Annotated in this window: 10 protein-coding genes; 5 read left to right on the top strand and 5 right to left on the bottom strand. The window is 61.8% G+C overall.

The window, feature by feature from the left end; genetic code table 11:
- Positions 1-27: 27 nt before the first annotated feature.
- The 3 genes from LOX95_RS00225 to LOX95_RS00215 form a co-directional block, all read right to left on the bottom strand.
- Complete coding sequence (locus tag LOX95_RS00225) at positions 28-1,290, bottom strand: glycosyltransferase family 4 protein (RefSeq protein ID WP_242912283.1); 1,263 nt, start codon at positions 1,288-1,290, stop codon at positions 28-30.
- On the bottom strand, positions 1,290-2,297 hold the full coding sequence (locus tag LOX95_RS00220; RefSeq protein ID WP_242912282.1) for a KpsF/GutQ family sugar-phosphate isomerase: 1,008 nt from the start codon (positions 2,295-2,297) through the stop codon (positions 1,290-1,292). Before LOX95_RS00220 ends, LOX95_RS00225 begins: the two co-directional genes overlap by 1 nt.
- Before the next feature lie 124 nt (positions 2,298-2,421).
- Positions 2,422-3,327: an SDR family NAD(P)-dependent oxidoreductase gene (locus LOX95_RS00215; protein ID WP_242912281.1), complete on the bottom strand. Its 906-nt coding sequence runs from the start codon at positions 3,325-3,327 to the stop codon at positions 2,422-2,424.
- A 199-nt stretch (positions 3,328-3,526) separates the two neighbouring features.
- Between LOX95_RS00215 and LOX95_RS00210 the strand changes: the two genes are divergently transcribed.
- The 5 genes from LOX95_RS00210 to aguB all read left to right on the top strand — a co-directional run bounded on the left by LOX95_RS00210 (position 3,527) and on the right by aguB (position 10,923).
- Positions 3,527-4,681: an OmpA family protein gene (locus tag LOX95_RS00210; RefSeq protein ID WP_242912280.1), complete on the top strand. Its 1,155-nt coding sequence runs from the start codon at positions 3,527-3,529 to the stop codon at positions 4,679-4,681.
- A gap of 320 nt (positions 4,682-5,001) precedes the next feature.
- Positions 5,002-6,174, top strand: coding sequence for a capsular biosynthesis protein (locus LOX95_RS00205; RefSeq protein ID WP_242912279.1), 1,173 nt, complete (start codon positions 5,002-5,004; stop codon positions 6,172-6,174).
- Positions 6,175-6,354: 180 nt separating this feature from the next.
- The gene (locus LOX95_RS00200; protein WP_242912278.1) at positions 6,355-8,898 is read left to right on the top strand and encodes a TonB-dependent receptor; all 2,544 of its coding nucleotides are present in this window, start codon (positions 6,355-6,357) and stop codon (positions 8,896-8,898) included.
- 157 nt (positions 8,899-9,055) lie between these two features.
- A complete protein-coding gene (locus tag LOX95_RS00195) occupies positions 9,056-10,060 on the top strand; it encodes an agmatine deiminase family protein (protein ID WP_242912277.1) in 1,005 nt (334 codons plus the stop codon).
- Positions 10,057-10,923: an N-carbamoylputrescine amidase gene (aguB, locus tag LOX95_RS00190; protein ID WP_242912276.1), complete on the top strand. Its 867-nt coding sequence runs from the start codon at positions 10,057-10,059 to the stop codon at positions 10,921-10,923. Before LOX95_RS00195 ends, aguB begins: the two co-directional genes overlap by 4 nt.
- Positions 10,924-10,956: 33 nt before the next feature.
- Here the strand turns inward: aguB and LOX95_RS00185 are convergent, their stop codons facing one another.
- Both LOX95_RS00185 and LOX95_RS00180 read right to left on the bottom strand, forming a co-directional pair.
- Entirely contained in the window at positions 10,957-11,907 is a 951-nt protein-coding gene (locus LOX95_RS00185) for a right-handed parallel beta-helix repeat-containing protein (RefSeq protein ID WP_242912275.1), read from the bottom strand.
- Positions 11,907-12,740, bottom strand: coding sequence for a phosphatase PAP2 family protein (locus LOX95_RS00180; protein WP_242912274.1), 834 nt, complete (start codon positions 12,738-12,740; stop codon positions 11,907-11,909). The genes LOX95_RS00185 and LOX95_RS00180 overlap by 1 nt, the downstream gene beginning before the upstream one ends.
- Positions 12,741-12,756 lie beyond the last annotated feature (16 nt).

Genomic DNA, 12,756 nt, shown 5'->3' with positions numbered 1-12,756 from the left:
AGTCGGCTCTGTTCCGTTTCCCGAGACTTACCCCTCTTGGCGTCGTGCCGCCAGAGGGTTGAGTATCCGTTGCTCTACTATGGAGAAGTGTGCGTCCCAAGTCGGGGCATTATATTGGCCAACAACAGGCTTTGCTGTTGTGTAGTCTTCTATCGCCTTCAGCCAACCGTTGCCGTCTATCGGATCAATCAGTCGCGCTTGCGGCGTCAACTCGCGGTGTGGCGGGATGTCGGATGCAATCAGCGGGATGCCCATAGCGCTGGCCTCGACGGCAGGCAGGTCGAAACCCTCGACGCTTGAGGGAGCCAACACAGCCTGTGCGCCGAGCATAAGACGTGAAAGCGTGGCATCGGCCATGCCTTCGGCCTGGTGCACATGCCCACGAAGAGCAGGGCTGCGATGCAAAAGGTCCAGAACAGTCTCGTTTTCCCAACCATATCGACCGATCAGGACGAGGCTTGGTGTATTGGCCCCATGCCTTTCGGCCAGCGTGCGCCAGACCGTAAGCAGAAAGGCCAGATTCTTGCGCCCCTCGATGGTCCCGACATGCACAAAATAGGGGCGGGCGGTCTTGAGCGGCGCGACCGCGCTGAGATGGCTCTCCAGACCCAGATGCGCCACATCGACGGGCGGCAACGGCAGCCCCTGCGCCTTGGCAAATTTTGACAGTTCGTGAGCGGTGTAGGCGCTGTTGGCGATGATGTGGGTGCCCAGCGACAGGGTATGGTTCATTCGACGCGCGTGTTTGGCGTCATCACCCGCCCGGCAATATTCGGGATGGGTCACCGGAATAAGGTCGTGCACCAGCAGGATGCGGGCAATGTTGCGCTCAGCAAGTGACGTCAGCAGTTCCGGCTCATCCAGTCCTGTGTGACCCACATTGAGATAGGCCATGGCATCTGGAACGGCCGCGCGGCGCGCGCGGAAGAACTGGTGCGTGACCCGGCGCTTCTTTCCGGTCGGAACTTCGTCCGGCAAGGGCGTCATGACCGAATGTGCTGGCACCTGTGGTGCGCACAACGCGTCGATCAGTGCACGGTCTTGCGGGCGCTCTTCGGCGAGCGCCAGACCGTTCCAGCGATGACGCAAGTCGGCCATTCGCTTGCGGAACCAGACATCATCGACCAGCGCCAGTTGCCCCTTGCGGGTCCGCACGGGGACCATACGGTAGTGGGGATGGGCGATCAGCCATTCAGCATAGGCCAGACACACGCGGTCGATACCGGTCGGTGCCGAGCGTTCGGTCCGGCTCAGGAGCCGACTGGCATCCAGCAGGACGGTTTGCACCATCAGGAGACGTAGCCCGCCTGCATCAGCTCGGCGATGTGGATGACGGCCACCGGCTTGTCAGCTTCGACCACCAGAAGGCTGCTGATCTTGTTGGCGGTCAACAGATCGACCACGTCGCGCATACGCTGGCTGGGATCCACCGTAATGGGCGAGCGGCTCATGATGTCGGCGGCGGTAATGTTCTGGATGTCGTTGGCGAAGGCGCGGCGGACGTCACCGTCCGTCACCATGCCCGCAAGGGTGCCGTCGTCATTGACCACTGCCACGGTGCCTTTGCGACCCTCGGTAATGGCTGACACGACGTCCTTGAACGGCGTTTCGGCTGCGACACAGGTCGGCGAGGCGGCGTGGTCCATCATCCATTCGCGCACGCTCTGCAGGCTCATGCCCAGTGCGCCGCCCGGATGGTGCATGCCGAAATCTTCGCGGGTAAACCCGCGCTGTTCCATGAGCACCATGGCCAGAGCATCGCCCAGAGCCAACGTCATCAGTGTGGATGTCGTCGGGGCCAGACCTTCCGGGCAGGCCTCGGCCACCTTGGGCATGGTCAGTACGACCTCGGAGTGACGCCCGAGGAAGCTGGACGGACGCTGGGTGATGCCGATGACCGGAATATTGTTGCGCTGGCAGAAGATCAGGGGGTCACGCAGCTCACGGCTTTCGCCGGAATTCGAAATGGCCAGTACCGTGACGTCAGGGCGCAACATGCCCAGATCGCCATGGCTCATTTCAGCGGGGTGCACGAAGAAGGCGTTGGTGCCGGTCGAGGCCAGCGTCGCGGCGATCTTGCCGCCAATGTGGCCCGACTTGCCCATGCCCGTCACGACGACATAGCCCGGACGCGACAGGATGATCTGGCTGGCCCGTGCGATCGACTCATCCAGAGAGCGCTCCAGAGCCTGGAGGGCTTCGATATTAAGTTGGATGACGTGGCGGGCGCGCGACGTCATGGCAACTACCGATTGTTCGCTGGAGGGAGGCGGCGTCTGGGTCATATCTTCGAACATCCTTAGCTCGGGGGGCGAGCTAACATTCGTTCCGATTAGCCGGATTTGGCGGCGACATACAATCGTTCGCTCATCCTATTGAAGGGGAGGGGGCGCAAATCTGCCCCCTCCCGCCTCTATATAATTAGGAGCCGCCGTGAGCTTTCTGGGCCTTGCCCAGTTCGATCATGGCCTGTGCAGCCCCCATCTCGGGGATGATTTCTTCCTCGCGGTCCGAAATCTTGTCGAAGCGCGCCGCGACCTGTTCGGCTGCGTCGTCGCCGACGATGAAGTCGCCTTGCGTCAGCGTGACATAAGCCCGCTCGAAGCCCCCGCCGCCTGCGGTCAGGATACAGCGCGTCGGAGCATCAGGGCTGACGAGGTGAACCAGACCCGGGGTCACAAGCCGGGCTTCCAGCGCATCCAGCGGCAGACCGAGATCTTCGGTCATGCGCGTGTAGGCAGTGGGAGCAAGACAGTTAACGCGGATGTCGTTCTTGGCACCCTCGATGGAGAGGGTCTGCATCAGGCCGACCAGTGCCATTTTGGCAGCGCCATAGTTGGACTGACCGAAATTACCGAACAGGCCCGAGGACGACGTGGTCATGACAATGCGGCCATAGTTCTGGCTGCGCATGATTTCCCAAACGGCCTTGGTACAGTTAACTGCGCCCATCAGGTGCACGTCGACGACCAGACGGAAGTCATCCAGCTCCATCTTGGCAAAGCTCTTGTCACGAAGGATCCCGGCGTTGTTCACCAGAATATCGATCCGGCCCCAACGCTCCATGGTTTCGGCAACCATACGCGATACAGCCTCGAAGTCGGTGACCGACGCGCCGCTGGTCATGGCCTCGCCACCGGCGGACACGATTTCCGCCACAACGGCCTCCGCCGCAGATTGCGACGCCCCCGAGCCATCGCGGGCCCCGCCAAGATCGTTAACGACAACCTTTACGCCGCGCGCGGCCAGCGCCAACGCGTGCTCGCGACCCAGTCCACCCCCTGCGCCCGTGACAATGGCCACCTGGCCTTTGAAACCGTCAGTCATTCAGCCCACCTTTCAGATATCCGTCCAAATTTGGCCCCATCGGGCCCCGTTCCACCGATTATGTGTTGGAATGGCGCCACAGTCGTCACATTCGACGCTATTCCAAGGAACCGGCTTGCTGCAATGCCGTTCGTTGCTGGAGTGCTTTTGCGGAGACGCATCGGCATCGGACTCATAACTTCAGTGAGAGAGAGACACCATGAAGCTGAAACTTCTTGCCAGTGTCGCCGCTGCTGGGCTGTTTGCGGCAGGCGCCGCTTCGGCCGAGCCGAACGGCTGGTACGGCGCGATTGATGCGGGTTACCACATCATCGACGACATCAATGCCGAATCGTCCACCACCGGTGCAAACTGGAACTGGGAAGTGAACGATGGTTGGGCTGCTTTCGCCCGCCTCGGTTACCGTTTCAACCCGAACTGGCGTATGGAACTCGAAGGCGGCTACCGCTCGGGTGACATTGGTCGCGTTCGCGCTGTTTCGGGCGAACAAGGCCTGTGCAACCTGACCCCGGCAACCGGCCCGTGCCACTCGCCGGAAGGTGACATCACCTCCACCACCCTGATGGCCAACGTCATCTATGACTTCGGCAACGAAGACTGGAACCTGCGTCCGTTCGTGGGTCTGGGTGTCGGTGCTAACCGCGTGAACGTCGACACTGTCGGCCGTCTGCGCCAAGCTCCGGGCGGCGCTTTCGCTGCTGACGACTCGTCGACCAAGTTTGCTGCTCAAGCAATCGCTGGTCTGGCCTGGGCCGTTTCGGACCGTGCACACGTTGACCTGACCTACCGTTACCTGACCGGTGACGCGAACTGGGATTCGGTTGTTCCGGCTGCTGTTTCGCCGGCATTCGGTGAATGGTCGGGCGACTATGATCAGTCGCACACCGTGACCCTGGGTCTGCGTTACGCCTTCGGCGCTGAAGATGCACCGCCGCCGCCGCCGCCGCCGCCGCCTCCGCCGCCGCCGCCGGTGACCCCGCCGCCGCCGCCGCCGCCGCCGGTCCAACCGGCTAAGCCGGCAGCCCGTCAGTTCGTTGTCTACTTCGACTTCGACCGTTCGGACCTGACCGCAGAAGCTCGCTCGGTTGTGTCGCAAGCTGCCAACTACGCCAAGTCGGGCGCTCCGACCCGTATCCTGGTCGTTGGTCACACCGACACCTCGGGTAACGCAGCCTACAACCTGGGTCTGTCGAACCGTCGTGCCCGTACCGTCGCGGATGCCCTGGTGGCTCAAGGCGTGAACGGTGGCGTCGTGTCGCTGGACGGCCGTGGTGAAACCTCGCTGGCCAAGGCAACTGCCGATGGCGTTCGCGAGCCGCTGAACCGCCGCGCGACCATCGACATCAACTTCTAATCTGAAGGGGAGGAGGCTCCGGCCTCCGCCTCGACAGTCAACGAAGTCTGAGTTGCGTGAACCGCAGGTTGCCCTTCGTGGTGGCCTGCGGTTCTTGCTTCAAATACTGCCTTAAGCTTGACTTTTCGGTTGGTCATTCGGTCGAACGTGACTACGAATGGCAGTGTGATGTTCGCGTCCACAGTCAGTCGTCCTTCGTCCGACCATTAAAACAAACGATCGATTGCCAAAGAGAACCCCCCGCTTTGCTCGCCCCTTACGATCCTGATCAGAACAAGCTCGCTGACGGAGACATTAGGACGTTGCACGGTCGGCGATTTTTGCTGGTAACATTACCGTTCGGCCCGTTCGGGCGACATCTGCGCAAGTCGTTGTACGCGCTGGGTGCAGAGACGGTTGACCGTGTTGCTTTCAATGCCGGTGATGCGTTGACGTGGCGAGCCAAAGGCTTGCGCCGCTTCTTGGGATCTGCGACCGAATGGCACCGCAAATTCCCCGAGATCGCATCCGAATACACAGACATCGTCATTTTCGGCGAGAGCGGTCCATATAATCAGACGGTCTCGACGCTGGCGAAATCGGTTCCTGCGCGCCTCTGGGTGCTCGAGAACGGCTATTTCCGTCCCGACTGGATTACGCTTGAGCGCAACGGCGTGAATGCGGGCAGCCAACTGCCCCGTGTGCCGGAAGGCTATGATCCTCCGGTGCCGGAGCTGGAAGTCAGCCACAGCGTGGGGCGCATTCTGCCGTACCACGTGATGAACATCAGCACCTATCACCTGATCCAGTTGGTGGGTGGCTGGCTGTATCCGAACTACCGCAATCCTTACACCGTTCCGGCATGGCTTCAGTGCGTCAGCCACGTACAGCGCTATTTCAAACTGGCGATGCGCTCCAAGAAGGAAGTCGACGCGAATGTTCTGGCCGCGCGCGGCCCGTTCTTCATCGCCTGCCTGCAGCGCGAGGGCGACAACCAGCTCCTGCGCTACTCTAAGTTTGCCGATAACACCGCCTTCATAGCCAAGGTAATCTCCAGCTTTGCCCAGCATGCGCCCAAAGATGCGCGGCTGGTGTTCAAAAACCACCCGCTCGATCCGGGGCTGGTGGATCTGCGCGCGGTGGTGCGAAGCTTGGCCGGTGCACGCAGCATCGGCTCGCGTGTGGATTTTGTGGACGGTGGCAACCTGGCCGACATGTGCCGCGCCTCAAGCGGCATGGTCGTGAACAATTCCAGTGCGGCTCTGTCGGCGCTGGGCTTTGGAACGCCGGTAAAGGTTCTGGGGCAAGCCTTCTTCGATTTCGAGGGGCTGACCGACCAGAAGTCCCTAGACCAGTTCTGGAGCGCTCCGGCCAAGGTTGATACCGCGCTGTTCAAACGTTTCCGCGCACATGTCCTTTCAAAGACACAAATTAACGGGAACTATCACGAGCCTCGCGCGATTAAGCGTACGGCGTGGGCCGTAGCGGCCGCCATGGGGCGCGTATCGTCCTGATAAATGGGCCTTCCGGGCCTTAGTCCACAGACCTGTGTCATGATAGCAACCCTCGGTCGCTGTCATCTTACTGTCACATGATTGTCGCCCAACTTTCTGTTGGATCGCCTAAATCCCCGGCCATCCAATGACACAAGTGTCGCCCCTCTCACCTCGGCGGCACGACAAAGGGGATCACCGTTGTCTAATTTTGCTCGCAGCCTGACCTTCGGCGCATCGGCTCTCGCCATTGCGCTCGGCATGGCCACCACCGCGTCGGCCCAGTCGACCGGCACCGAAGCCGTAGAAGTCGAACAAGTCGTCGTTACGGGCGTTCGCGGCCCGCGTAACATCGACGGCCTGGCTGTTTCGGAAAACATTGCCAAGACCCGCAACACGGTCACCCAAGAGTTCATCTCGTCGCAAGCCGCTGGTCAAACCATCCTGGCGACCCTGAACCTGACCCCGGGCCTGAGCTTCACCAACGCTGACCCCTACGGTTCGTCGGGCGGTAACATCCGTCTGCGCGGCTTCGATGGCGCTCGCGTCTCGCTGACCTTCGACGGTATACCGCTGAACGACACCGGCAACTACTCGGCCTACACCAACCAACAAATGGACCCGGAACTGATCGAGCGTGCCTCGGTCAACACCGGTTCGACCGACGTTGACTCCCCGACCGCTTCGGCCACCGGTGGTACCATCAACTACGTGTCGCGTCGTCCGGGCCAAGAGTTCGGTGGCTGGATCCAGGGCTCGCTGGGTGACTTCAACTACCGCCGCATCATGGGCCTCGTCGACACCGGCGAAATCGGTCCGTGGGGCACCTCGGCTTGGGCTGCCGTGTCGTACACCAACTACGACAAGTTCAAGGGTCTCGGCGACATCGAGAAGATCCAGTACAACGCCCGCATCTATCAGCCGCTGGGCGATAACGGCGACTTCGTTGCTCTCTCGGGTCACTACAACGAGAACCGCAACTACAACTACAACGGCCCGAACCTGATGACGGCCACCGGTTCGCTGCCGAGCGACGTTGAAACCAGCCCGTTCGGCTGGGGCGTCGACTTCGACCGCACCTACACCGCTCCGACCGTTCGCGCTGGCGTCGCCGACTACGACACCAACAGTTCGAACTACTGGGGTCTGCGCACCAACCCGTCGAACACCGGCAACATCCGCGGTAACTCGCGCTTCACCCTGGCCGAAGGCCTGATCCTGACCGTCGACCCGTCGTTCCAGTACACCCTGGCAAACGGTGGCTCGGGCCAGACCGTGATGGCAGAGTCGGAAGTGGCTCGTAGCGGCAACAGCGACCTGACCTGGCTGCTGCTGCGCGGCTCGCAAGCCACCGGCGGCGTTGACCTGAACGGCGACGGCGACATGCTCGACCGCGTTCGCGTTCACACCCCGTCGAACACAAACACCCACCGTTATGGCCTGAACAGCTCGCTGATCTGGGACATGAACGACCAGCACCGTCTGCGCTTCGCATACGCTCTGGACTGGGGCCGTCACCGTCAGACCGGCGACTACGCCTTCATCGACTTCTCGAACCCGTCGGCTCCGCAGTGGATGGACGTCTTCGGTGGTCGTAACGACGACTCGATCCGCGTGCTGAACCAAGACGGTTTCGCTCTGCAGGCTCGTGACCGTAAGTCGATCGCATCGCTGAACCAGTTCTCGCTGGAATACCGCGGTAAGTTCTTCGACGACGCTCTGACCCTGAACGTCGGCGTCCGCGCTCCGTTCTTCGAGCGTGAACTGAACCAGTACTGCTACACGCAAAACGCTTCGTCGAACGTGCTGTGCACCTCGGAGAAGCCGACTGCGACCCTGGCAAATGGCAACGTGACCTTCGCTGGTCGCGGCACCACCCAGTACATCGCTCCGTACTCGCGCACCGTTAAGTTCGACGACATCCTGCCGAACGTTGGCGCGACCTACCGCTTCGGCAACGGTCACGCGATCTACGGTTCGTACTCGGAATCGCTGTCGGCTCCGCGCACGGACTCGCTGTACGCAGTGACCCGCGTTGGTACCGAGATCCTGAACCCGACCGTTCAGCCGGAAACCTCGAAGAACGTTGACTTCGGTTACCGTTACGCTTCGGGTACCGTGGTTGCTAACGCCTCGGTCTTCTACAACGAGTTCCAGAACCGCATCGTCTCGACCTGGGACGAAGACCTGGGCCAGTACGTTGACCGTAACGTCGGTGGCGTTGAAACGACCGGCTTCGAAGCCTCGCTCGGCTGGTCGCCGATCGAAGCTCTGAGCCTGTACGCTTCGATGACCCTGACGAACTCGGAACTGCAAGACGACTACATCTACAGCTACTCGACCGTTAACGGCGAGCGCGTCCCGAACATCCTGCTCACCAAGGGCAAGAAGCAAGTCGAGACGCCGGAAGAGATGTTCTCGCTGCGCGCTTCGTACCAGTTCAACGAAGTCTTCTCGGCTGGTATCCAAGGTAAGTACACCGGCGAGCGTTGGGTCACCGACGTGAACGACCTGGCCGTCGACGGTTACACCGTTGTCGACCTGGACATGCGCTTCGACTTCGAGCCGCTGGGCTTCAAGGGCACCTACTTGCAAGTCAACGCAACCAACCTGTTTGACGAGCAATACTACTCGACCCTCGGCACCCGCGCTTCGGCGACCCCGGGCGCTCTGGGCTACAGCCGTCCGTTCGCTGGCATCGGTTCGCCGCGCACCGTCATGGCAACCCTGCGTTACGCTTTCTAATCTAGCGTAAGTCAGAACTGACTAAGGGAAGGGCGGTCCGGAAACGGGCCGCCCTTTCTCTTTGGGGCTTTGGTCGCCTACCATTGAAGTAGGGGGGCAAAAGCCCTATCTGCCGCGCTTCGTTTATTTGTTTCCACGGCCTCTCGAGGACGCCCCGATGACCACCGCTCCTATCCCTGCCGAATGGACGCCGCACCGCGCCATGTGGGTTGGCTGGCCCAGCCACGCCGAACTTTGGCAGGAAGATCTGGAAGAAGCACAGAACGAGGTCGAAGCCCTCGTCTTGGCGCTGGCCGAGGCTGGCCGCGAGAAGGTCAAGCTGATGGTTGGCAACGACGAGGCCCTAGAGCCTGCACGTGCTCGCTTCGCTGGCGTCGAAGGTGTCGAAGTCATCGCCGGTCGCTTTGGCGACATCTGGCTGCGTGATACCGGACCGATCTTCGGTGCGGGCTCGAGCAGCGCCAATGCCTTCACCTTCAACGGTTGGGGCGGCAAGTACGACCTGCCGTACGATGACACCGTGGCCGACCAGATCGGCGAGCAAACGGGGGTGGCCATCACCCGTCACGACTTCATCCTTGAAGGCGGCGCAGTCGATCACGATGGCGAAGGTACCGTGCTGACCACCCGTCAGTGCGTGCTGAACACCAACCGCAACGAAAGTTGGACCGAAGAAAAGGCCGAGGCGGCGTTTGCCGAGGCTCTGGGGGCCAAGAAGGTCATCTGGCTGGGCGATGGCCTGCTCAACGACCATACCGACGGTCACGTCGACAATCTGGCCCGCTTTGTCGCGCCGGGCGTCGTGGCTTGCCCCATTGCTTTCGGGGAAGATGATCCGAACGCGGACGTTTACGACGAAACCGCTCGTATCCTGTCGGAATCGACCGATGCAGCTGGCCGTCAGATCAAGGTCCTGCGCATTCCGTCGCCGGGTCTGGTCAAGGACGAGGATGGTGAAGCCATTCCGGCCAGCCATATGAACTTCCTCATTGGCAATGGCTCTGTGGTTGTGCCGACCTATGGCAATGACATCGCCGCGCGTATGGCGTGCGAAGCTCTGGCCACGGTCTATCCGGACCACAAGATCATCCCGTCGCCGTCCATCGCCATCCTGACCGGTGGCGGTTCCTTCCACTGCATCAGCCAGCAGGAGCCCGCATGACCCGCAACATCACCGTCGCCGGTATCCAGACGTCCTACGGCACCGACCTGCAGGACAATATCGACAAGACCATCGGCTTCATCCGTGAGGCGGCCCAGCAGGGCGCGCAGGTGATCCTGCCGTCGGAACTGTTCCAAGGCCCGTACTTCTGCGTTTCGCAGGAAGAGCACTGGTTCGAGCATGCCTGTGAGTGGGACAAGCACCCGTGCGTGACCCAGCTGCAGCCGATTGCCAAGGAACTGGGCGTGGCCATCCCCGTCTCGATCTTCGAGCGCGAAGGCCCGCAGTACTACAACTCGCTGGTCATGCTGGATGCGGACGGCGAGGCTATGGGCGTTTATCGCAAGAGCCACATCCCTGACGGCCCCGGCTATCAGGAGAAGTATTACTTCCGTCCGGGCGATACCGGCTTCAAGGTTTGGAACACCCGCTTCGGCAAGGTTGGCGTCGGCATCTGCTGGGACCAATGGTACCCCGAGACCGCCCGCGCCATGATGCTGCAAGGCGCAGAGGTGCTGATGTACCCGACCGCCATCGGCACCGAGCCCCATGACGACAGCCTCGACACCGCCGCTCCGTGGCAGCGTGCGATGCAGGGCCATGCCGTCTCGAACGTCGTGCCTATCGTCGGTGCAAACCGCATCGGCCACGAGCAGGTGACCGAGGCCGGCCAGACCTTCTATGGCCACAGCTTCATCGCCAACCATCGCGGTGATCTGGTTCAAAGCTTTGGCCATGACGAAGAGGGCGTGCTGGTCGCGACCTTCGACCTCGACTTCCTCGACCGCCACCGCGCGGCTTGGGGCTTTTTCCGCGACCGTCGCACGGACCTCTACAGTCCGTTGACCGGTCCGAAGCGTTAACACGAGAGGGCGGAGCCAATGGCTCCGCCCTTTTCAGTTCCGGCTGTTGTTCTGGATGCGGTTGCCGCTGGCGTTGTCGCGGTCATCCACGCTGCTGCCGAACGGATAGCCCGCATCATCGCGACAATAGGACCGGCTGCCGTTGCGGGCGTTCTCGACGACAAGGCGCGGACGCAACCAGGATGCCCCGGTAAAGCTGTTGCCGGTGATGGTGTTGTTCGATGGCGTCTGGTGCCGCACCACGCCGCGCTCTCCGCAGTTGCGATAAAGGAAGATGCCCGGCTTGCCGTGAAGGTCGAAGCGATTGCCGGTGATCAGGTTATGGGCCGATCCATCAATGGCGATCATTTCACGCGCAGTGCGGGTCAGGATGCGGTTATCGCGTATGGTGTTTCCACGGCTCTCGGCGTCCAGATAGATGGCCGTGGCCGTAGAACTGCCGTTCAGGGTGGAGTTGGTAAGGCTGACCGCGGTCACGCCTGTGCCGATGTATAGGGGGATAGAACCACGTCCGGTGAGTACGAGGTTATCGAGCCAGACCTGCGTCGGTGCAGCAGCCTGCGCCCGTATGGTGTGGCCAGGCAGGCGAGAGGACTGACGCAGATCGTCATATCCGCCATCCGCCCCCATGCCGAAGATGCGGATATTGCCCAGAACAGTACAGTTCCTGACGGCGAGAGAGTGAGGACGCTCCCAAACGCCCTCTGCGGTCTTGCGGGATCGGATGGCGATCGTGGGCCGCGCGATGGATACGCTCAGGTCCCGACGTCCAACCGTACCGCCCTGGCAGTTCAGCCCCACGCCTCTGCCCGGAGGCCCTTCGATCAGGATGGGGCGGGGGATAGTTTGGCCTTCCACAAGAACGAGGGAACAATCCAGACGAAAGGGCTCGTCTGATACCTGCATCGCTTGCTGGTGTTTCTCGGCACTACAAGCGGGTGCCGGAGGGTAGGTGATCAGGCTGGAGACCAACCAGGACAGCATCAGAGCTGCAGGTCGGCCGTCATGGCCAGTGCGCCGCGCTCAGCGGCACAGCCGGGGTTGGTGACATTCTGCGCGCGCAACACAGCCAGTTCGGCCCGCGCGGCAGCCAGGTCATCGGCAAAGGCGGGGGAACGGGCCGCCTGTTCGAAAACCTTTTGGCCCAGCCCATAGCCGACACGGACGTCGGTCGGGTAGTGCATGCCGCACACCGCCCGGCTGAGCGCAATCTGACGACCGATTTCCTGCGCCACGACAGCGCTGTCCGGCGCAATGGCAGCCATAGCCGCGCCGTAGGCGCCAGCCACTGTTGCGGTTCCCGATGGATAGGATGCCGATGCCCGCCCTGCCGCCGACACCGTCTGGCAAGCGAGGCGGTCCGCATCATCCTCGACGGGTCGAGCGCGATAGGCGCGCAGTTTAACAATCGTCGAAGCGCCCTCGGCGTCCTCGAACAGACGCTGCATCAGGCGAGCGGTGGCAGGGGCAGCGTTTTCTGCCGGATTGAACCGGACACCCAGGACGCAGTCGAAATGCTGCAGCGCGAACGGCATGCGCACTTCGGCATGGCTGGTCGCCAATAGCCAACGGTCGGTATTCTCGAAGACTTTATACGACGCAGATACCGCGTGGTCGGCAGACTCTTCGGGACTGCCTGCCGAAGGCGGGGCCGGTACGGCGTCGGCAAGAGCTTGCAGCGCGTCGCGGCCCAAATAACCCTTGGCGTGATCGTCCGCCTTGACGGCCCGGGCTTCGTAAGCGGCGGGAGTGCCGACGCATGCACCCAGCGCGGTCGCGGACAGGAAAAGGGCCAGAAGAGCGGGCGATTTCATCATGGCACCTATCTTTGGG

The organism is Brevundimonas pishanensis (assembly GCF_022750635.1).
GTDB lineage: Bacteria > Pseudomonadota > Alphaproteobacteria > Caulobacterales > Caulobacteraceae > Brevundimonas > Brevundimonas pishanensis.
The sequence above is the reverse complement of the archived record's forward strand: the minus strand, read 5'-3'. Positions and strand labels throughout refer to the sequence as shown.

What these genes read in the sequence shown, in the direction of transcription:
- LOX95_RS00210 (WP_242912280.1), top strand. Translation starts at nt 3,527, where the DNA reads ATGAAGCTGAAACTTCTTGCCAGTGTCGCCGCTGCTGGGCTGTTTGCG.
- LOX95_RS00180 (WP_242912274.1), bottom strand. Translation starts at nt 12,740, where the DNA reads ATGATGAAATCGCCCGCTCTTCTGGCCCTTTTCCTGTCCGCGACCGCG.
- LOX95_RS00195 (WP_242912277.1), top strand. Translation starts at nt 9,056, where the DNA reads ATGACCACCGCTCCTATCCCTGCCGAATGGACGCCGCACCGCGCCATG.
- aguB (WP_242912276.1), top strand. Translation starts at nt 10,057, where the DNA reads ATGACCCGCAACATCACCGTCGCCGGTATCCAGACGTCCTACGGCACC.
- LOX95_RS00185 (WP_242912275.1), bottom strand. Translation starts at nt 11,907, where the DNA reads ATGCTGTCCTGGTTGGTCTCCAGCCTGATCACCTACCCTCCGGCACCC.
- LOX95_RS00225 (WP_242912283.1), bottom strand. Translation starts at nt 1,290, where the DNA reads ATGGTGCAAACCGTCCTGCTGGATGCCAGTCGGCTCCTGAGCCGGACC.
- LOX95_RS00220 (WP_242912282.1), bottom strand. Translation starts at nt 2,297, where the DNA reads ATGTTCGAAGATATGACCCAGACGCCGCCTCCCTCCAGCGAACAATCG.
- LOX95_RS00215 (WP_242912281.1), bottom strand. Translation starts at nt 3,327, where the DNA reads ATGACTGACGGTTTCAAAGGCCAGGTGGCCATTGTCACGGGCGCAGGG.